The sequence below is a fragment of the Curtobacterium sp. PhB142 genome, from assembly GCF_004341255.1.
Classification (GTDB): domain Bacteria; phylum Actinomycetota; class Actinomycetes; order Actinomycetales; family Microbacteriaceae; genus Curtobacterium.
Window position 1 is genome coordinate 118,960 of the sequence record NZ_SLUT01000009.1, and the last position, 17,842, is coordinate 136,801.

Here is a 17,842-nt window from a genome sequence, read left to right on the forward strand (position 1 = left end):
GACGATGCAGCGTCAGCTCCGGACGTCGGTCCCACGGTGCTCGGCGGCGTCGCGCTGCTCCGTCGCGGCGACCGAACCGAGCAGGCGGAGTGCGTCGGCCGTCGGCGAGCCGGGTTCCGCGCTGTAGAGCAGGAGGCTCAAGCGCGGGTCGCTCATGAGTCGTGACGCCTCGAAGTGCAGGTCGAGGGCACCGACGACGGGGTGGACGAAGTGCTTCTCGCCCGTGGCGTGCCGACGGACGTCGTGCGCACCCCACTTCGTCCGGAACTCCGCGCTGCGCGTCGAGAGCTCACCGATCAGCGCCTGCAGGTCCTCGTCGTGGGGGTCGTGGCCGGCCGCAGTGCGGAGGATCGCGACGCTCTGGTCGGCGGCGACGTCCCAGTCCGGGTGGAACGCATCGGCCCAGTCCCGGTCCAGGAACGCGGCCCGGGCCAGGTTCGGCCGCTCCGACTTCCGGAACAGGTCCGCGTAGAGCGCCCGGCCGAGCGCGTTCGCACCGAGCACGTCGAGGCGGTCGTTGCGGATGAACGCCGGGCCGCCGGTGAACGCGTCGAGCGTGTACTGCAGCCCGACGCGCAGGGTCTTCGGCGTCGCTGCACGACGCTGCCCACGGACCGGGGAGGCGTTCGCAGCCCGTGCGAGGTCGAACAGGTGGTCGCGTTCGGCGTCGTCGAGCAGCAGCGCGCCGGCGACGGCGTGCAGCACGCCGTCGGAGACACCGGAGAGACTCCCGCGCTCGAGCCGGGAGTAGTACTCCACGCTGACGTCGGCGAGCATCGCGACCTCGCTGCGGCGGAGGCCGGCCACGCGCCGGTTGGGCCCACCGGGCAGGCCCACCTGGCCCGGGCGTACCCGGGCACGGCGGCTCACGAGGAAGTCCTTGACGTCGTCGCGGTTCGTGCTCATGAGGCGACCCTACGAGGCCGCGCCGGGGCGCGGGGTGCACTGCCAGGACACCGGACGGGAGGCACGGTGCCAGCTGGCACCGCGCCTCCCGTCCGCCCTGTGGCGCGTCCACTGCGCCCCTGGCGTGGTCACGCGCGCGGACTGATCCGGACGGTCGCCGAGGTGGGGCCGTCCTGCAGCATCGGCGGGAGGTACGGGCTGCCGGCGTACTTCGTCTCGTACGCGAGGTCGATCCGGCTGTTCAGGTCGGGGCCGATGGATTCGAACACCACCTCGTGCTCGGACCCTGCGGCGCTGATCCTGCCGGCGCCCTGTTCGATCGCGGAGCGGTACCAGCGGGAACGTTGCCCGTTGTAGGCGCGGACGTAGAGGTCGTCGTCGACGACGACCGACCAGATCCAGGTCGGCGTGCCGTACGTCGTGCCGTCCGCCCGGAACGGGCTGACGTGGAGGTCGTCGGAGGTGGCGATCGCCGCGATGGTGTCGGGGTTCCAGTCGGACATGTTCATCCTGTTCGTCGGGCCAGTGCTCTGCTCCACCACCGTACGAGGGGGTGGACGGTCGAGGGATGCCCTCGTGGAGCACCTCTCGGCGGCGCCGTACCAGCCGCAGGCACCGTTCTGGTGGTGAGCGCGACGCTCAGCGGACGCGTGTCCAGGTGCCGCTGAGCTGGATGAACTCCCCGCCGACCACCGAGCTGGCCATGCAGGTCCCGGCGTCGTAGTCCTCGATGTGGGTGACGTGGTCGCCCGCGTCGGCTTCCGTCCACCGGACGACGTAGAGCCCGTCCCGCACCTTCGTGGTCGTGTACGGCATCGTCTCGGTCCGTCCGGCGATGGCACCGCCGGTGACGTGGAAGGTGACCTGGGTCTCCGTGTCGAAGGTGATCTCGACGGTGAAGTGTCCGAGGGGGGTGTCCGGGCCGAGGTCGGCGAGCCAGGTCTGTCCGACGGCGGGGAGGGTTGCGGTGGTGTCCATGCGGTGTTCCTTCGGGGGATCGTAGGGATCAGAATTCGAGGACGAGCCGGCCGCGCAGACCGCCCCGTTCGAGCCGTTCGTGGGCGGCGGCAGCGTCGGCAGCGGGGACGACATCGGCGACGTCGGCCCTGAGCTCGCCCCGCTCGACGGATCGGGCGAGCCGCTCGATGGCATCGTGCCGGAGGTTCGAGCGCATCACGTAGGACCCGAACACGCTGATGCCGCGGCCCGGGTCGACGTCGGTCGGCAGGTAGAACGCGACCTGCCCGCCGTCGCGAGCAGCGTCGACGACCTGGTCGGTCAGGACCGCTGGGTCCGCGACTGCGTCGGCACCGCGACCGTTCGTGGCGTCCCGGACCCCTGCGGTGAAGTCCGTGTCACGGTCGAGGACGACCGCCGCACCCAGGCCACGGACACGCTGTGCGTCGGCGGGGCGCGCATCGGCGATGACGGTGATGCCGCGCGCGGCGGCGAGCTGCACGAGGTACCCGCCGACGGCGCCGGTCGCACCGGTCACGGCGAGGGTCTGGCCGGGCTCCAGGGCGAGGTGTTCGAGGGTGATCTCCGCGGTGAGTGCGTTCGACAGGAACGCCGCCCCTCGGGCGAACGAGCCGCTCGACGGCATCCGGGTCACCGACAGGGTCGGCAGGACGATCCGTTCGGAGTAACCACCGTGGCTCCCGTCCGGTACGACGAACCCGGTGACGGAGTCGCCGACGACCAGGTCGAACCCCTCGGGTTGCTCCGGGCCGACCTCGTCGAGGACGCCGGCGACGTCGGTGCCGGGGACGACGGGTTCGGCGATCGCACGGTCGTTGCCGGCGAACCCTCCGGATCGGATGATGGCGTCGACGGGGTTCACGGCAGCGGCGCGGACCCGGACACGGACCTCGCCCGGTCCCGCGTGCTGTTCTGGCAGCTGCACCTCGTGCAGCACAGCGGGTGCTCCGTACTCGGTCAGACCGAACGCTCTCATGGTGGCTCCTTCGTGGTCGGGGATGTCCCCGACGATGCCAGCCGGCGCCCGCGCTGTGGAGGCACGGATCCCTCCCCCCTCCGGCCGGTGGCAGACTGCCCGACGTGGCGATCGACGTGCGCGCAGCAGAGCTCGGTGACTTCCTGCGTGCTCGGCGTGCGGAACTCGACCCGGCGGCGTTCGGGATCCCTGCGGACGTGAGGCGACGTGTGCCGGGCCTCCGTCGGGAGGAAGTCGCCCAGGCCGCGTCGATCAGCGTCGAGTACTACACGCGCATCGAGCAAGGCCGTATCGCGGTGTCCGCTCCGGTCCTGGCAGACCTCGCCGACGTGATGCGTCTGACGAACGAGCACCGGGCGTACTTGACCGACCTCACCGGGAAGGCTGAGGCTGCTCCGCCACTGCCCCGCGTGCAGACGGTGCAACCGGCGCTGCAACGCGCGCTGGACGACCTCGCGACGACGCCTGCGTTCGTCCTCGGACGGTTGACGCGGATCATCGGCTGGAACCGGCTCGGTGCCGCGCTCATCACCGACTTCGGGGCCATCCCGACGGCGGACCGCACGTTCATCCGGCTGTTGTTCGCGGACCCGGCCATGCGAGCCCTGTACGCCGACTGGTCAGAGGTGGTCGAGCTCGCCATCGCTCAGCTCCGGGGTGACAGCGCGCGGTACCCCGACGACGCCGAGCTCCGCCGGGTCGTCGACGGGATGTCGACTGACTTCCCGGAGTTCCGGGAGATCTGGGCTGCCCACGCCGTGGCCGGTCGCGGGACCGGGCGGAAGACCCTGCGTCACCCGGTCGTCGGTACGGTCGAGCTCGACTGGGAGATCCTGGCGTCGGCGATGGACCACGACAAGCTGATCGTGCTGTGGACAGCGGAACCTGGGTCGGTGTCCGAGGAACGGTTGCGCCAGCTCGCCGAGCGCACTCCGCACCGCTGACGCTGACGCTGACGCTGACGCTGACCAGGTCAGCCGACGACCGCAGCGCCGTTCAGGCGCTCGCTGTCGCCCCGATGATCGCGGCGGTGAAGAGCACCCAGTCGTTGATGATGTGTGCGCCGGTGCTGACCGCGATGTTCTTCGTGCGGATGTAGGCGAGCGTGAGGACCAGCCGTGCGATGCCGATGATCAGGAACGCCTGCGCGAAGTTCCACCCGTACGTCGGCAGGTGTGCTGCACCGAACCAGATCGCGGTCGCGAGCCAGGCGATGAGGATGCCCTGGGTGCGGGTGAGTCCGATGCGGTGGCACAGCGCCATGACCGCCAGGAACGGCAGGATCGTGAAGAGCTCTTCGCCCAGCAGCTGGATCGCGGTCCCCACGTAGAACGCGACGATCTCACCCGCGCCGTGGATGCCGTCGGTCGCGGTGTTGGCGTTGGTGCCGAAGATCGCCTTGACGATGATCCCGACCGTGAACGACACGATGAGGCTGAGGATCGCGAACACGATCATGGTGCCGAAGTCACGTGCAGTGGTGCGTTGGAAGATGCGCGCCCAGTGTCGTCTCGTGAAGGCGATGAGGACGGCGAGCATGATCGCGGTGAAGAGGAACCGTGGCACGAGCGACTGGATGTTGTCCGCCGCCGGGTAGAAGCTCAGCACGGTGATGCCGGCCACGCACGCGACGACGATGGTCACCCACTGCCATGCGGGGATTCGGATCGGGTCTCCGTCGTAGAACGGGAAGTCCCGACCGTCCTGCCGTTCGATCGCCCTGCCGTACCGTCGAGCCCCTGTGGCCATGGTGTGTCCCCTCGTGCGTTGCATCGCCCTGTGGTGCATGTCGTCTGCACCAGAAGAGAAGGTACCGGCGGAGCCGGTCATCGGCGCGCTGATCCGTCGGCCTGCAGCCGCCGTACCTGCGGCCGGAACCAGAACACGAAGACCGCGACGACGTACAGGGCTTCGAGGACGATGCTGACCGGCACGTTCCAGTCGCGGACCGGCCCGTCGATCACGGCGTCGTTGAGGCCGTGGATCGCAGCGGCGCCGAGGTACGCGAGCACGCCGACGCCGGTCGCCCTGCCCGTCGGCAGCGTCTTCGCGGCGAGCCAGATCAGGACTGCTGCGCCGACGGTGATCAGGGGATGCGAGACCTCGGCGATGATGCGGACGATGACGTCCATCATCATGATGAACGGCGCATCGGACGGAGCCTTCGCGCCGTCGAGGATCGGGTCGAGCGAGGTGATGATGTAGCTGATGCCCTCGAGGAATCCCAACCAGGCCGCGGCGACGAACACGAGCCACACCGCCAGCCGCGGCGAACGGTACGTGCGCGAGGACAGCAGCAGGATGACGGGCACCAGGAGCTTCAGGAACTCCTCGACGAGCCCGGGCCAGATCAGGCCGCCGGGCAGCAGGCTCGCGATGCCGTTCAGGCTTCCGGCGAGCAGCATCGCGATGGTCCCCCAGACGAGGCCGAGCCACAGCGCCTGCACACGGTGGGGCTGACCGGCCAGGGAGACCTTCTGCCGGAAGTACCAGCCGATGGCCACCAGCGGGACCCCGATGCCGATGATCGCGGCGATGACCACCACCACGAGCGAGTACGGCGGCAGGCCGTCTCCGACCGTGGCCTCGCGGCCGCCGGAGAGCATCAGGATGCCACCCCAGTACCCGAGGAGAGCACCGGCGGCAGCGCCCCCGAGGCCGACGATGAGTGGTGCGGCCCCTCGGGGTCGCGTCATGGGACCGAAGCTACCAGCGGGCACGACGGCGTCACGCGGTCAGCCGCACACTGACCTCCCACAGCCGCCGGGCGTCGTCGGCGTCGAGCATCGCCGAGTTGGCATCCGACGGGATGCTGTCCGCGGTGAGCGGCCGGACCTCGTCGTCGATCACCGCGACGTCGCTGTCCTTCAGGTAGACCCCGCCGACGCCGTCGAGCAGCGGGCTCGCGGCACCGAACACGAGGGTCGCCGCCCCCTGCTCGATCGTCTTCTTACCGCGCTCTGGATCGACGACGGTCGTACCGTCCTCGTCGACCAGCCCCTGCTCGCGGTACGAGGCGATCCGGGACTCGTCGTGCGGACCCGGGCCGATGATCACTCCGGGGTGTGCGGCGAACGACCGGATGCCCCGGTCGGCGTACCGGCGGTCCAGCTCGACCGCGAACAGCACGTTCGCCCGCTTGGCCTGCCCGTATGCCGCAGCGGCGTCGTAGCCGCTGGCGAACGCCGGGTCGTCCCACCGGATCTGCCCGAAGCGGGCGGCGCCGGACGTGACGTTCAGGACCCGCGCACCACGGGCCTCCAGAAGGGAAGGGAGGAGCGCCCGCGTGAGCCGGAAGTGCCCGAGGTGGGACGTCGAGAACGACAGCTCGTTGCCGCGGGCGTCGAGCCGCCGGTCCGGCGTGAAGAGCATCGCGGCGTTGTTGACCAGGGCGTGGAGCGGGCGCCCGGAGGCCGTCCAGTGTGCGGCGAAGGCGTCGATCGACGCCGGGTCGGTCAGGTCGAGCTGCTCGACCCGGACCCCGGGGATGCCGGCGACGGCGGCGCTCGCGCGGTCGGTGTCGCGGGACGCGACGGTGACCGTGGCGCCGGCGGCTGCGAGGGCGCGGCTGGTCTCGCGTCCGAGGCGGCCGTGACCGCCCGTGACGACGACGTCCCGGCCGGTCAGGTCGACGCCGTCGAGGACGTCGGTGGCGGTGGACGATGCGGTGAAGGGGGTGGGGAGCGGGTGCTGGTCGGTGATCACGAGTGGTCCTCCTTCGAGTCGATGTGGCCGACGGCGTCGATGTGGCCGACGGCTTCGATGTGGCCGACTGCGTCGGTGTGGCCGACGGCGTCGCCGGCTCCGGCAGCGGCGATGGCGTCGGCCGTCGCGGACCACGCGTCGGCGTCGAGCCCGAGCGCCGTCCGGAGGAACGCCGTCGTGGTGCGGCGGACCAGGTCCACGCGCTCCGGGCTCTCGTCGGTCGTAGCGGTGGACGCGTAGTCCTGGATGCCGCCGAGCAGGTGCTCCCCGCCGTGCACGGTCACCAGGTGCCGGGCGCCGGGGCTGTGGTGGTACACGTCGGTGAACCAGTCCGGCCCGCGCGTGGAGAGCCGGGACTGGTCGTGGTCCCCGGCGACGACGAGCGACGGGGTGCGCAGCTGGCTGAAGTCCGGGCTCATGAAGGGGAAGTGCTCCTGCGCGAACGGCGTCAGGTCGGCTCCACCGAATCCGGTGGTGGAGAGCAGGACCCCGGCACGCACGCGGTGGTCGGTGCGGTCCTCGCCCGGCTGTCCGTCCGACCCGATCACCCGGGCGCCGAGGAGCATGCCGACGGACTGGCCGCCCCACGAGTGCCCGGCGACCGCGAGGTTCGCCTGGTCGACACGTCCCGCGAGACCGGGGACGGCGGCGACGAGGACGTCGAGGTCGTCGATGACCCGCTCGAGGTCGTCGACCCGGGTCTGCCAGATCGTCGGGTAGCGCGGGTCGTCGAGCGTCAGGCCGTACTTCGTCGAGTCGAGGAACGTGGGCTGGACGACGACGAACCCGTTGGCGGTCCAGTGGTCGACGAGGGGATCGCCGCCGGTCATCGACTGCCCGAAGCCGTGGGCGAAGACGATCACGGGCAGCTCGGTGCCCGTGATCGGGGCGGTGATCCGGACCTCGAGGTCGTGGCCGCGTGACGGCGCGGGCAGGGTGACGGGGCGCACGCTGATCACCTGGGGGAGCGGTGCTGTTGCTGACATCGGGAGTCCTTCCGGAAGCGGTCGTCGCTCGAAACGGAGCAACGTTCCGGAACGATACGGAACAGCGCTCCGGATTGCAAGCGAAACGGAGCCCTGTTCCGTTCTGTGTGCAGACCGTGCGATGATCGGGGGATGAGCACGCCGTCGAACGACACCGCGCCCTCGAACGACACCGCGCCCTCGAACGACACCGCGCCGCCCCGGCGTCGCCGCGACGTCGAACGGAACGAGCGGACGATCCTCGACGCCGCAGCCGGTGTCTTCGCCGCGTCCGGCGTCGGCGCGCCGGTGCGCGAGGTCGCCGCCGCCGCCGGCGTGGGAGTGGGCACGCTCTACCGGCACTTCCCGACCCGCTCGGACCTGGTCGTCGCCGTCTACCGGCACCAGATCGAGGCCCTGGCCGAGGCCGGCCCCGTGCTGCTCGACTCGGCGCCGACGACGTTCGACGCGATCCTGCGCTGGGTGCACCAGTTCGTCGACTTCCTCGGCACGAAGCACGGCCTGGCGCGGGTGTGGGAGGGCGACGCCGACGGCTTCACCGCGCTGCACACGCTGTTCGTCGACGAGCTCGTCCCGGTGCTCGGCCGCATGCTCGACGCCGCGCGGGGGTCGGGCGAGGTGGTCGCGTCGGTGTCGCCGTACCAGCTGCTCCGCGCCGTCGGCGACCTGGTCGCGTGGAGCCCCCAGGACCCGGACTACGACGTGCGGACGATCGTGACGCTGCTGGTCACCGGCCTGCGGCAGGCGCAGCCGCCGGTCACCCCCGCGCCGGAGACCGGCGCGTAGCGCGCCGACGACCGACGCGGAGCGCGCCCGGTCAGACCGCGTGCAGCATCGCCACGGTCCGGTCCCACAGCTCGCGCGCCAGGTCGGCGTCCTCGGCCTGCGCGTTCGGCGCCGCGACCTTGCGCTTCACGTAGTACTCGCCGGTCGGGTAGTCGCGACCGGGGGTGTTGTCGGCCAGGTACACGAGTGTGTCGGCGCCCTTCTCCGGGCTCGTCAGGAACACGTGGCGCAGGGGCGTGTGGTACACGAGGTACATCGGCGAGGTCTTGTCGTTCGAGAACCCGGTGCTGATCGTGCCGGGGTGGAACGCCGTCGACGTCACACCTCGGTCGCGGTACCGACGGTCGAGTTCCTTGGTGAACAGGATCTGCTCGAGCTTCGAGTCGCCGTAGGCCTTGGTGGCCCGGAAGTGCCGCTCGGCGTCCAGGTCGTCGATGTCGACGCGGCCGAAGAGCTTGTTCGCGACGCTCGAGGTGTTGATGACCGTTCCGCCGGACGCGACGAGCCGGTTCATCAGCAGCTCCGTGAGCAGGAACGGTGCCAGGTAGTTGACCTGGAACGTCAGCTCGTGACCGTCGACGGTGACCTGGCGGCCCGCGCTGAAGATGCCGCCGGCGTTGTTGGCCAGCACGTCGATCCGCGGGCAGCGTTCGAGCAGGTCGTCGGCGAGCCCCCGGACGGCGGACAGGTCCGAGAAGTCGGCCACGAAGTGGTCGACGCCGAGGTCGCGGGCGACCCGCTCGGTCTTCGCGGGGTTGCGACCGACCACCACGACCTCGTTCCCGCGGCGGACGAGCTCCCGCGCAGCGGCGACGCCGATGCCGTCGCTGGCGCCGGTGATGACGATGGTCTTCGCGGCCATGGGTGCTCCTCGGGTCGGGGCGAGCGTGCGCTCGGCTCGGTCCGTCCTACAGGGTCGGCCCTGAACGGTGCACGTGACGGACGGGAGGCACACGGCGGACCCGCCACGGGCCTCCCGTCCGCCGCCCGGTTGCCGCTCAGGCCGCGCCCGGCCCCGCCAGGTCGGCTGTCTGCACGACGACGCCGAGGGCGGGGAACACCGACCGGAACCGGGCGGCGTGGGCGTCCGGGTCCGGGTCGTTGGTGGCGTCCTCGACGAGGACGACGTCGTAGCCCAGGTCGTACGCGGCCCGAGCCGTGGACTCGACGCCGAAGGTCGTCGCCTGGCCGACCACGACCACCTCGGTGACGCCGTCGGCGCGCAGCCGCTCGTCGAGGCCGGTGCCGGCGAAGGCGCTCCACCCGCCGCGGGTCAGGTTGCCGTCGGCGTCGGCCCGTTCGAGCAGCAGGGAGCCGTAGGCGACCGGAGCCGGGCGGGGGCCGCCGCCGTACTGGGTCGCGCCTGCCGGGGTCGCGGCAGGGTCGTGGCGGATGAACACCACCGTGCCGCCGCCACCACGGGTGGCGCGGGCGAGGGTCTCGACGTTGGCCACGACGGCCTCGACGGGGTGGGTGCGCTGGTACGGCGCGGTCCCGGCCTGCAGGTCGACGACGATCAGGGCGGTGCGTTCGGTGCGGGTGCGGGTCACCGGTCCATGGTGCTCGATCGCCGGGCGCGGTGCGTACTGCGTCTGCGGTATCCCGGTCGGTCCGCCCGGAGTAGTCCGGCACTGCTGGGCCCGGCGAGGCTCGGAGCATGGCCAGTACCGGAGTCCCTCGGACCGATCCCCACGCATCCGTCCTCGTCGTCGGCGCCTCGGCTGCCGGTGTCGCGACGGCCGAGGCGCTCCGCCGCCACGGGCACGTCGGCCGGCTGACACTGCTCGACGGCGAGACCGAGGACCCGTACGACCGGCCACCGCTGTCGAAGCAGTACCTGGCCGGGCAGATCGGCGCCGACGCCCTGGTGCTCCGCTCGACCGAGCAGCTCGCGGGCCTCGACGCCGAGTTCGTGCTCGGGGACCGCGCGGTCGCCCTCGACGTCGCGACCCGAACCGTGACCACGACGAGCGGCACCACCCGTGCCGCCGACCACGTCGTCATCGCCACCGGTGTCACGCCGCGTGCGATCCCGGGGGTCGGGCTCGACGGCGTGCACGTCCTCCGCACCCGGGCCGACGCGGACCGGCTCCGAGCGGGACTGCAGACGCTGCAGGGGCCGCTGCTGGTCCTCGGGAACGGCGTGCTCGGCAGCGAGGTGGCACAGACCGCCGCGTCCCTCGGCGTGGACGTCACGCTCGCGGGCAGCATCCGTGCGCCGATGTCCGGGCAGCTCGGCGGGTTCGGCTCGCAGTTCCTCGCGGCACAGCACGAGGCGGCCGGCATCCGGTTGCTCGGCGGGGTCCGCGCCGCGCGGGTGCGCGGCCGGAACGGTCGCGCGGACACGGTGGAGTTCGTCGACGGCCCGAGCCGTGCGGCCGACGTCGTCGTCGTCGCCGTGGGGTCCCGCCCGACGACCGGGTGGCTCGAGGCGTCCGGCTTGGAGGTCACGGACGGCGTCGACTGCGACGCGTTCGGAGCCGCTGCACCCGGCGTCTGGGCCGTGGGCGACGTCGCCCGTTTCCACCACGTCGGAATGGGGCGCTCGATGCGGCTCGAGAACCGCACGAACGCGACCGAGATGGCGCAGGTCGTCGCCGGAAACGTCCTCGGGCGCCGCGTGCCGTACACACCGGTGCCGTACTTCTGGACGGACCAGCACGGCACCCGCGTGCAGGTCTTCGGGCAGATGACCTCGGCCGACCGGGTCACCGTCGTCGACGGGCACCCCGAGGACGGCCGGTTCGTCGCCGTGGCCGAACACGCCGGTGAGGCGGTCGGGGCACTCGGGTGGGGGATGCCGAAGCAGGCGCGGATCGCCAGCATGCGCCTGCGTCCCCGGTACGTGCCGGGAGCGGCGTCTGCCGCGCCTGCCTTGTCTGCCTTGTCTGCCGCGCCTGCCGCGCCTGCGGTTTCTGCCGCCGAGAGCCCGGCACCGGTCGGCTGACCGGTGCCGTCCGCTCCGGTCGCCTGACCGGGGCCGTCACCCGAACACAGAGGAGCAGACCATGACCGACCCACCGATCACCGTCGACCGACCGGACACGTTCCCGATGGACCGGCGGACCGCCGGGTGTCCCTTCGACCCGCCGCCGGCGGCCCGCGTGCTGCAGGAGGACGGCCCCGTCCACCGCGTGACGCTGGCCGACGGCCGCGAGCCGTGGCTCGTCACCCGCTACGACGAGGGCAAGCAGGTGCTGTCGAGCCTGTCGGTCAGCGCCGACGCGGCCAACCCGGGGTACCCCTCCGCCAGCGCCTCGGGCGGTGGCGGCGGGCTGTCCTTCATCCTGATGGACGACCCCGACCACGCCCGGCTGCGGCGGATGGTGACCGCGCCGTTCGCGATCAAACGCATCGAGGCGCTCCGCCCCGTGGTGCAGCGGATCACGGACGACCTGATCGACCAGCTGCTCGCTGGCCCGAACCCGGTCGACCTGGTCGAGGCGTTCGCGCTCCCGCTGCCGTCCCTGGTGATCTGCGCCCTGCTCGGCGTGCCGTACGAGGACCACGACCGGTTCCAGGCGCACTCGAAGACCATCATCCGCCGCACCACGACCGACGACGAACGGCAGCAGGCGTTCCGCGAGCTCGGTGCGTACCTGACGTCGCTGCTCCGCCGCAAGACGGCGGAACCCGGCGACGACCTGCTCACGGACATCGCCGCCCGGGTCACCGCCGGCGACATGACCGAGGGCGAGGCCGTGCAGATGGGGATCCTGCTGCTCATCGCCGGGCACGAGACGACCGCGAACATGATCGCCCTCGGCACGCTCGCCCTGCTCGAGCACCCGGACGAGCGTGACCGCCTGCTCGACGACCCCGAACCGGTGCTGGTCGCCTCGGCGGTGGAGGAGCTCCTGCGCTACCTGACCATCACGCACGACGGGCGCAAGCGCGTGGCGACCGAGGACCTCGACGTCGCCGGAACCACGATCCGCGCCGGTGACGGGGTGATCGTCGCGACGGACCTGGCGAACCGGGACCCGGACGTCTACCCGGACCCGGACCGGCTCGACCTGACCCGCAACCCGCGGAACCACGTGGCGTTCGGGTTCGGCGTGCACCAGTGCCTGGGCCAGCCGCTCGCGCGGGTCGAACTGCAGGTCGTGTACCCGACGCTGTTCCGTCGGATCCCCACCCTCGCTCGCGCGGTCCCGCTCGACGAGGTCCCGTTCAAGCACGACGGCGCCGTCTACGGGGTGTACGAGCTCCCCGTCACGTGGTGCCCCGTCGACCACCACACCACCACGAGCGCGAGCTCGACCACCGGAGGGAACGAGTCATGAAGGTCATCCTCGAACAGGACAAGTGCGTCGCGAGTGGCCAATGCGTCATGGCCGCGATGGACGTCTTCGACCAGCGGGACGAGGACGGCATCGCCGTCCTGCTGACCGACGAGGTCGCCGACGACCAGGTCGAGGCGGTGCGGCACGCCGCAGCGGTCTGCCCGGCCCTGGCGATCCGCCTGGCGGACTGACCCGTCGGTTCCGTACACACGACGGCCCGGTGGGGATCCCACCGGGCCGTTTTCCTGTGTGCGTCGTGCGCGGGGCTCCGCCGCCGTCACGACCCGTCGGCCGGGTGCGTGCACGCGTCGATCGCGGCGTACTCCCGGCTGAGTGCGGTCTGGTTCCGCTCGGTGCGCCACGACCGGATGCCGGGCGCAGCGGCCACGGCGGCGATCCACACGCCGGCACCGACGAGGACCGGCACGAGCGTCGGGTCCCCGCCGAGGGCGAGCAGACCGCCGAGCGCGACCGCCAGCACGGCGACCGCGGAACCCGCGGTGGCGACCACACCAGCCAACCGGGCCGGCTGCTGCTCGAGGGCGGCGATCCGGGCCAGCGCCCGCTCGGCACGACGCTCGAGCAGCGGTCGTGCCGGGTCTGGCCGGGTGCGCAGCCGCTGGAGCAGCAGGGACGTCGTGCCGAGCCGTCCGCCCTGCACGGTCACAGTCCAGCCGAACTGCTCCAGGGTGTGCCGGTGGAGCGGCACGAACGCGGTCGGTGCGTACAGCACCCGGGTCTCCATGTGGCGGGGGACCGGCGCGTGCAGGACCGCGTCTTCCCGGGCGATGGTGTTCGTCATCGGGCTCGGCCCGCGCTCAGGCGGTCCGGCGGCGACTGGCCGCCTCGCACGCGCCGTAGACGACGTCGAACTGGCGGTCGACGGCCGGACGGATCCGCTTGGTGCGCGCCGCGCGGACGAGCTGGAAGGCCACGGGAGCGATCGCCCAGTTGACCAGCCCACCAGCCCCGACGAGGAACACCGTGACCGGGTCGAGCCCGCCGAGCAGGTCGGGGACCGCCACGGTGTCCTGCACGGCGAACACCGAAGCGGCCAGCAGGACGCTGCCGATCGCGCCGAGCGCGTACGCGACCACCGACGCCGCGGTCGTGCGGGAGCGTTCGAGCGAGTCGATCGTGGCCAGGGCGGTCTCGGCGTTCTGCTGGAGCTCGGTCAGTTCGACGGAGCGGACGGCACGGTCGCGGCGGAGGCCGAGGGTGCGCCGGCGGTTCAGTGCGCCCGTCCGGTCCGAGCCGTCGGACGTCCAGCCGAAGTTGCGGTAGGTGTCCGCGTACAGGGCGTCCTTGCCGCGCGGGACGTCGACGGTGCAGTAGTCGTACGCGGTGGCAGCGGGAGCGGCGGTGTTCGTCAGCGTCATGGTGGGTCCTCCGGTCGGTGCCGGATCGTTCCGGCCTGGTGTCGATCGTCCCGGGGACGGGCCGCGGGCAGGTCCCCGATCGGTGGTACCCCCGACTACTGCGTTCGCAGTAGCCGGACCGCTGACCCGCACGACAGGATGAGTGCATGCGGCGACTGCGAGCGACCTGGGGTTCGTGGCGTCCGGACGACCGCTGGGTGTTCCGCGGCACGGCCGCCGTTGTCCTGCTCGCGTGCGCGATCGAGTCTGGTCGGGTGGTCGCGGCCGATGCCGGCGCGGGGCCCGGCATCGCGGTCGCCGCGACCGTGCTCGCCGTCGTCGCGGCGCCGTGGACACCCTGGACGGCGCTCGGGCTCGCCACGGTCGCGCCGGTGCTCGGTGGCCTGTCCGGGTGGTCGCCGATCGTGACCTGGAGCTGCGCGGTGCTGCTGCTGTTCGCGGTGTCCTCGCGGCAGGGGCACCCGGTCCGCGCCGCGGCGATCGTCGCTCCCGGCGTGGTCATCGGCACGCTGCTCGCGCCGGGGGAGGGCGGTGCGGTACCGACCGCCCTCGGCGCCCTCATCTCCGTCGTCGCCGCGGCGGCCATCGGTTCGGGGCTGCGGGTGCAGCACCAGTACCGGGCGTCGTTGGAACAGCGCGCCGCCGATGCCGTCGCGACGCGGGAACTCGAGGCCGAGCGCCGCGTGGCCGAGGAACGCGTCCGGATCGCGCGGGACCTGCACGACGTCATCGGGCACGAGATCGCGGTGGTCAGCATGCAGCTCGGGGTCGCCGAGGTCACCCTGCCCGCCGGGGCCGACGAGGCCCGGCGTGCGCTGGATGCCGCCCGGGACGGCGTGCGGAACGTCCTGACGGAGACCCAGCACGTCCTGACGGTGCTCCGTTCGGCGTCGGGCAGCGGCGCCGACCTCGACGACCCGACGGCTCCGGCCCCCGGCATCGAGCAGCTCCCCGGACTCATCGCGTCGTACGAACGGATCGGCCTCGACGTCGATGCCCGACTGGACGACGTCGGCCCGGTCTCCGTGCCGATCGGTGTGACGGTCTACCGGGTGGTGCAGGAGTCGCTCACCAACGCCCACCGACACGGCGAGGGCCGGACGACCGTCACCCTCGCCCGCGCCGGTGACGACCTGGTGCTCGAGGTCCGCAACCCCCGCCGGCGGACCCCGGCGAGCGACCCCGTCGCAGGCCGGAGCAGCGGGCTCGGTCTGGTCGGCATGCGCGAGCGCGTCGCCGCCGTCGGAGGGTCCGTCCAGTCCGCGGCGGACGGCGTGCTGTTCGTCGTCCGCGTCCGCCTGCCCACCGCGAACGGAGCACGATGACCACACGAGTGATCCTGGTCGACGACCAGGACATGATCCGACTGGGGCTCCGTGCGATCCTCGACCGCCAGGACGGCATCGAGGTCGTCGGCGAGGCCGGGGACGGGCTCGTCGCGGTGCAGACGGCGCTGTCGGTCCCGGCGGACGTCATCATGATGGACATCCGGATGCCGGGCATCGACGGGGTCGAGGCGACCCGACGGATCCGCGCCGAGCGCACCGCCGAGCAGGTGCGCATCGTCATGCTGACGACCTTCGACCAGGACGAACTCGTCTTCGCGGCGCTGCGTGCCGGGGCGAACGGGTTCCTCAGCAAGGCCGCGGGGCCCGCAGAGCTCGTCGCGGCGATCGAGGAGGTGGCAGCGGGCGGAGGGGCGCTGTCCGCGGCGGCCGCAGCGGCGCTCATCGGACAGGTCGCCCGCACCCCCGCGTCCTCCGTCGACCCGGAGATGACCCGGCGCTTCGAGGCCCTCACCGCTCGCGAGCGCGACGTCGTGGTGATGGTCAGCCGAGGTCAGGGCATCGACGCCATCAGCGCCGAGCTCTTCCTCTCACCACTCACGGTCAAGACCCACGTGAACCGGGCCATGGCGAAGGTCGACGCCCGCGACCGGGCTCAACTCGTGGCGTTCGCGTTCCAGGCCGGCCTGGTCGACTGAGGTCGGTGCCGGCCCAGGCGCCGGCGCTTCCGGGAACCGTCGCAGCGCCATCGCGAGCCCGATCACCGCAGCCACACCGCCGAGGAACACCCCGCTCGCACCCGTGGACGCAGCAGCGTCCTCGGCGCTTCCCGCGAACGAGAGCAGTGCCGACTGGGTCAGCACGAGCAGGACCACCGCGGCGGCGACGTTCACGAGCTTCGTCGCCTCGACGAGTGGTTCCCCGTCCTTGCGCGCGGTCACCGCACCCCAGACCCCGATGCCCAGCTCCGCGAACGTCGCCGCCGCGATGACGATCGCCACCCACTGGTCGTAGTGCACGGGGTGCGCCCGCCCGACGAGCATCGGCACGCTGCACCCGACGAACACGACCGACATCGCGGTCACCGCACCCCCGATCCACCGGTGTCCGGCCTGCCGGAACCGCATCCGGTCGCCGCTCGCCGCATCGAACGCGAACGACAGCCGGTGCCGACGGACGGCCCAGACCTTCGCGGCCGCGACCCCGAGCGTGAAGACCACGGTCGCGGCGAGGAACAACGAGGGGGCCGAGCAGAACAGGACGACCTTCCACCCCGCCATCACGAGGCTGCTCGGCACCGACAGCACGGCGAGCACGAGCCCGCGCCGCGGCCGATCCCGCCACACCGTGACGGCGTACTGCACGGCGACCTTCCTGGTCACCGGCATCAGTCGAACGTGACGACGACCTTGTCGGCCGCCCCGGGGGTCGCAGCCACCCGGAGGGCGTCGAGCACGTCGCTCGCCGGGAAGACGTCGCTGACGATCTGCGCGTACGCCTCGGGGTTCGCGATGATGTGCTCGGTGACGTCGAAGATCTCGGTCGGGTACCCCATCGCGGTCACGATCGTCGGCTCGACGGCCAGCAGGTCACCGAAGTCGACCTCCACCGGCCGCTTGTGCACGGCCACGACGCCGATCGTCGCGCGGTGCTTCGCCAGGCGCAGCGCCGTCTGCACGGTGGCCGGCACCCCGGCGGCGTCGAGCCAGACGTCGGTGCCGGACTTCCCGCCGTGCCCCACGCCGTCCCGTGCTTCGCCGTGCAGGGCGATCAGGCGCTCGTCGAGTGGCTCGTCCGCCGAGTTCACGACGGCATCGGCTCCGACGAGCAGGGCCTTCTCGAGCCGCGACGCGATCACGTCGACGACGACCACGTGCCCGACGCCGAGCGCCTTGTAGCTGATCACGGCGCCCAGCCCGATCGGGCCGGCACCGAACACGACGACCGTGTCGCCCGGCTGCGGCGCGGTCCGGTTCACGGCGTGCAGGGCGACCGCCATCGGCTCGTTGAGCGCGGCCACCTGCCAGGGCAGTTCCTTCGGGACCAGGGCGATGCTGGTGCCGAGCACGGCCTGCTCGACGAGCAGGAACTCGGAGAGCCCGCCGGTGGGGCCGCCGTTGCCGATGATCCCGCGTGGGTCGCCCATCGGGTTCACCACCACGTGGTCGCCGACGGCGATGCCCTCGACCGCGTCGCCGACGGCGGCCACCTCTCCGGCGACCTCGTGCCCGAGGGGCGTGTGCCCCTCACGCGGCGGGATGCCGCCGCGCGCGGCGTAGAAGGCGTCGGAGCCGCAGACCCCGCACGCCTTGACGGCGATCAGGACGTCGGCGGGGCCGACCTCGGGGACGGGCTCGTCGCGGATCTCGACGGATCCGGGGCCGGTGACGACGACGGTGCGCATGGTGCTCCTCACGTCACGAGCACGGGCGGCTCGGGACGGAACCATCTGACCAAGACGGCGACCTGCGCACGTACTGCGATCGCAGTAGCGCCGGGTCATCGGACTGGAGGCACGTGGCGGGCGCGCCACGTGCCTCCAGTCCGCTTGGTC

21 protein-coding genes are annotated in these 17,842 nt (G+C 72.1%); 7 read left to right on the top strand and 14 right to left on the bottom strand.

From position 1 onward, the window contains the following. Positions 1 to 12: 12 nt before the first annotated feature. The 4 genes from EDF31_RS17000 to EDF31_RS17015 form a co-directional block, all read right to left on the bottom strand. Complete coding sequence (locus tag EDF31_RS17000) at positions 13 to 906, bottom strand: helix-turn-helix transcriptional regulator (protein WP_131847001.1); 894 nt, start codon at positions 904 to 906, stop codon at positions 13 to 15. Positions 907 to 1,034: 128 nt separating this feature from the next. Next, positions 1,035 to 1,409 carry a DUF2255 family protein gene (locus tag EDF31_RS17005; protein WP_131847002.1) on the bottom strand — a complete coding sequence of 125 codons (375 nt, stop codon included), beginning with the start codon at positions 1,407 to 1,409 and terminating at the stop codon, positions 1,035 to 1,037. A gap of 136 nt (positions 1,410 to 1,545) precedes the next feature. After that, positions 1,546 to 1,884 carry a hypothetical protein gene (locus EDF31_RS17010; protein ID WP_131847003.1) on the bottom strand — a complete coding sequence of 113 codons (339 nt, stop codon included), beginning with the start codon at positions 1,882 to 1,884 and terminating at the stop codon, positions 1,546 to 1,548. A gap of 28 nt (positions 1,885 to 1,912) precedes the next feature. Continuing rightward, positions 1,913 to 2,860, bottom strand: a complete 948-nt coding sequence (locus tag EDF31_RS17015; RefSeq protein WP_131847004.1) for an NADP-dependent oxidoreductase — start codon at positions 2,858 to 2,860, stop codon at positions 1,913 to 1,915. Positions 2,861 to 2,964: 104 nt separating this feature from the next. Between EDF31_RS17015 and EDF31_RS17020 the strand changes: the two genes are divergently transcribed. Next, complete coding sequence (locus EDF31_RS17020) at positions 2,965 to 3,804, top strand: helix-turn-helix domain-containing protein (protein ID WP_131847005.1); 840 nt, start codon at positions 2,965 to 2,967, stop codon at positions 3,802 to 3,804. 52 nt (positions 3,805 to 3,856) lie between these two features. On the opposite strand, the gene EDF31_RS17025 is transcribed toward EDF31_RS17020, so the two are convergent. The 4 genes from EDF31_RS17025 to EDF31_RS17040 form a co-directional block, all read right to left on the bottom strand. After that, positions 3,857 to 4,609 carry a CPBP family intramembrane glutamic endopeptidase gene (locus EDF31_RS17025; RefSeq protein ID WP_207896274.1) on the bottom strand — a complete coding sequence of 251 codons (753 nt, stop codon included), beginning with the start codon at positions 4,607 to 4,609 and terminating at the stop codon, positions 3,857 to 3,859. Between the two features lie 77 nt (positions 4,610 to 4,686). Further along, the gene (locus EDF31_RS17030) at positions 4,687 to 5,556 is read right to left on the bottom strand and encodes a PrsW family glutamic-type intramembrane protease (RefSeq protein WP_131847007.1); all 870 of its coding nucleotides are present in this window, start codon (positions 5,554 to 5,556) and stop codon (positions 4,687 to 4,689) included. 31 nt (positions 5,557 to 5,587) lie between these two features. Further along, positions 5,588 to 6,565: an SDR family NAD(P)-dependent oxidoreductase gene (locus tag EDF31_RS17035; protein ID WP_131847008.1), complete on the bottom strand. Its 978-nt coding sequence runs from the start codon at positions 6,563 to 6,565 to the stop codon at positions 5,588 to 5,590. Further along, positions 6,562 to 7,551, bottom strand: a complete 990-nt coding sequence (locus tag EDF31_RS17040; protein WP_131847009.1) for a chlorophyllase — start codon at positions 7,549 to 7,551, stop codon at positions 6,562 to 6,564. Before EDF31_RS17040 ends, EDF31_RS17035 begins: the two co-directional genes overlap by 4 nt. A gap of 132 nt (positions 7,552 to 7,683) precedes the next feature. On the opposite strand from EDF31_RS17040, the gene EDF31_RS17045 reads away from it, so the two are divergent. Beyond that, positions 7,684 to 8,337, top strand: a complete 654-nt coding sequence (locus EDF31_RS17045; RefSeq protein WP_131847010.1) for a TetR/AcrR family transcriptional regulator — start codon at positions 7,684 to 7,686, stop codon at positions 8,335 to 8,337. Between the two features lie 31 nt (positions 8,338 to 8,368). On the opposite strand, the gene EDF31_RS17050 is transcribed toward EDF31_RS17045, so the two are convergent. Next, positions 8,369 to 9,199 (bottom strand): SDR family NAD(P)-dependent oxidoreductase, encoded by an 831-nt coding sequence (locus tag EDF31_RS17050; protein WP_131847011.1) that lies wholly within the window; start codon positions 9,197 to 9,199, stop codon positions 8,369 to 8,371. Between the two features lie 136 nt (positions 9,200 to 9,335). After that, entirely contained in the window at positions 9,336 to 9,887 is a 552-nt protein-coding gene (locus EDF31_RS17055; protein ID WP_165901474.1) for a cysteine hydrolase, read from the bottom strand. 107 nt (positions 9,888 to 9,994) lie between these two features. Here EDF31_RS17055 and EDF31_RS17060 point away from each other — a divergent pair, with 107 nt between their 5' ends. From EDF31_RS17060 to EDF31_RS17070, 3 genes are all read left to right on the top strand, one after another. Further along, positions 9,995 to 11,284, top strand: coding sequence for an FAD-dependent oxidoreductase (locus tag EDF31_RS17060; RefSeq protein WP_131847013.1), 1,290 nt, complete (start codon positions 9,995 to 9,997; stop codon positions 11,282 to 11,284). A gap of 61 nt (positions 11,285 to 11,345) precedes the next feature. Further along, the gene (locus EDF31_RS17065; protein ID WP_131847014.1) at positions 11,346 to 12,623 is read left to right on the top strand and encodes a cytochrome P450; all 1,278 of its coding nucleotides are present in this window, start codon (positions 11,346 to 11,348) and stop codon (positions 12,621 to 12,623) included. Next, positions 12,620 to 12,814 (top strand): ferredoxin, encoded by a 195-nt coding sequence (locus tag EDF31_RS17070; RefSeq protein ID WP_123293815.1) that lies wholly within the window; start codon positions 12,620 to 12,622, stop codon positions 12,812 to 12,814. The genes EDF31_RS17065 and EDF31_RS17070 overlap by 4 nt, the downstream gene beginning before the upstream one ends. An 86-nt stretch (positions 12,815 to 12,900) precedes the next feature. On the opposite strand, the gene EDF31_RS17075 is transcribed toward EDF31_RS17070, so the two are convergent. Both EDF31_RS17075 and EDF31_RS17080 read right to left on the bottom strand, forming a co-directional pair. Further along, positions 12,901 to 13,425 carry a hypothetical protein gene (locus tag EDF31_RS17075; protein ID WP_131847015.1) on the bottom strand — a complete coding sequence of 175 codons (525 nt, stop codon included), beginning with the start codon at positions 13,423 to 13,425 and terminating at the stop codon, positions 12,901 to 12,903. Positions 13,426 to 13,441: 16 nt separating this feature from the next. Continuing rightward, entirely contained in the window at positions 13,442 to 14,002 is a 561-nt protein-coding gene (locus EDF31_RS17080; RefSeq protein WP_131847016.1) for a hypothetical protein, read from the bottom strand. Between the two features lie 146 nt (positions 14,003 to 14,148). On the opposite strand from EDF31_RS17080, the gene EDF31_RS17085 reads away from it, so the two are divergent. Together EDF31_RS17085 and EDF31_RS17090 are read left to right on the top strand one after the other, a co-directional pair. Continuing rightward, entirely contained in the window at positions 14,149 to 15,327 is a 1,179-nt protein-coding gene (locus tag EDF31_RS17085) for a histidine kinase (protein WP_131847017.1), read from the top strand. Then, positions 15,324 to 15,986, top strand: a complete 663-nt coding sequence (locus EDF31_RS17090; RefSeq protein ID WP_123293819.1) for a response regulator transcription factor — start codon at positions 15,324 to 15,326, stop codon at positions 15,984 to 15,986. The genes EDF31_RS17085 and EDF31_RS17090 overlap by 4 nt, the downstream gene beginning before the upstream one ends. Here the strand turns inward: EDF31_RS17090 and EDF31_RS17095 are convergent. Together EDF31_RS17095 and EDF31_RS17100 are read right to left on the bottom strand one after the other, a co-directional pair. Continuing rightward, a complete protein-coding gene (locus tag EDF31_RS17095; protein WP_131847018.1) occupies positions 15,879 to 16,676 on the bottom strand; it encodes a hypothetical protein in 798 nt (265 codons plus the stop codon). The genes EDF31_RS17090 and EDF31_RS17095 overlap by 108 nt on opposite strands. Further along, the gene (locus EDF31_RS17100; protein WP_131847019.1) at positions 16,676 to 17,692 is read right to left on the bottom strand and encodes a zinc-binding dehydrogenase; all 1,017 of its coding nucleotides are present in this window, start codon (positions 17,690 to 17,692) and stop codon (positions 16,676 to 16,678) included. Before EDF31_RS17100 ends, EDF31_RS17095 begins: the two co-directional genes overlap by 1 nt. Positions 17,693 to 17,842: the final 150 nt, after the last annotated feature.

Coding starts and splice junctions, on each gene's coding strand:
- EDF31_RS17000 (WP_131847001.1), bottom strand. CDS start 906: ATGAGCACGAACCGCGACGACGTCAAGGACTTCCTCGTGAGCCGCCGT.
- EDF31_RS17005 (WP_131847002.1), bottom strand. CDS start 1,409: ATGTCCGACTGGAACCCCGACACCATCGCGGCGATCGCCACCTCCGAC.
- EDF31_RS17010 (WP_131847003.1), bottom strand. CDS start 1,884: ATGGACACCACCGCAACCCTCCCCGCCGTCGGACAGACCTGGCTCGCC.
- EDF31_RS17015 (WP_131847004.1), bottom strand. CDS start 2,860: ATGAGAGCGTTCGGTCTGACCGAGTACGGAGCACCCGCTGTGCTGCAC.
- EDF31_RS17025 (WP_207896274.1), bottom strand. CDS start 4,609: ATGGCCACAGGGGCTCGACGGTACGGCAGGGCGATCGAACGGCAGGAC.
- EDF31_RS17030 (WP_131847007.1), bottom strand. CDS start 5,556: ATGACGCGACCCCGAGGGGCCGCACCACTCATCGTCGGCCTCGGGGGC.
- EDF31_RS17040 (WP_131847009.1), bottom strand. CDS start 7,551: ATGTCAGCAACAGCACCGCTCCCCCAGGTGATCAGCGTGCGCCCCGTC.
- EDF31_RS17045 (WP_131847010.1), top strand. CDS start 7,684: ATGAGCACGCCGTCGAACGACACCGCGCCCTCGAACGACACCGCGCCC.
- EDF31_RS17050 (WP_131847011.1), bottom strand. CDS start 9,199: ATGGCCGCGAAGACCATCGTCATCACCGGCGCCAGCGACGGCATCGGC.
- EDF31_RS17060 (WP_131847013.1), top strand. CDS start 9,995: ATGGCCAGTACCGGAGTCCCTCGGACCGATCCCCACGCATCCGTCCTC.
- EDF31_RS17065 (WP_131847014.1), top strand. CDS start 11,346: ATGACCGACCCACCGATCACCGTCGACCGACCGGACACGTTCCCGATG.
- EDF31_RS17070 (WP_123293815.1), top strand. CDS start 12,620: ATGAAGGTCATCCTCGAACAGGACAAGTGCGTCGCGAGTGGCCAATGC.
- EDF31_RS17075 (WP_131847015.1), bottom strand. CDS start 13,425: ATGACGAACACCATCGCCCGGGAAGACGCGGTCCTGCACGCGCCGGTC.
- EDF31_RS17080 (WP_131847016.1), bottom strand. CDS start 14,002: ATGACGCTGACGAACACCGCCGCTCCCGCTGCCACCGCGTACGACTAC.
- EDF31_RS17085 (WP_131847017.1), top strand. CDS start 14,149: ATGCGGCGACTGCGAGCGACCTGGGGTTCGTGGCGTCCGGACGACCGC.
- EDF31_RS17090 (WP_123293819.1), top strand. CDS start 15,324: ATGACCACACGAGTGATCCTGGTCGACGACCAGGACATGATCCGACTG.
- EDF31_RS17095 (WP_131847018.1), bottom strand. CDS start 16,676: ATGCCGGTGACCAGGAAGGTCGCCGTGCAGTACGCCGTCACGGTGTGG.
- EDF31_RS17100 (WP_131847019.1), bottom strand. CDS start 17,692: ATGCGCACCGTCGTCGTCACCGGCCCCGGATCCGTCGAGATCCGCGAC.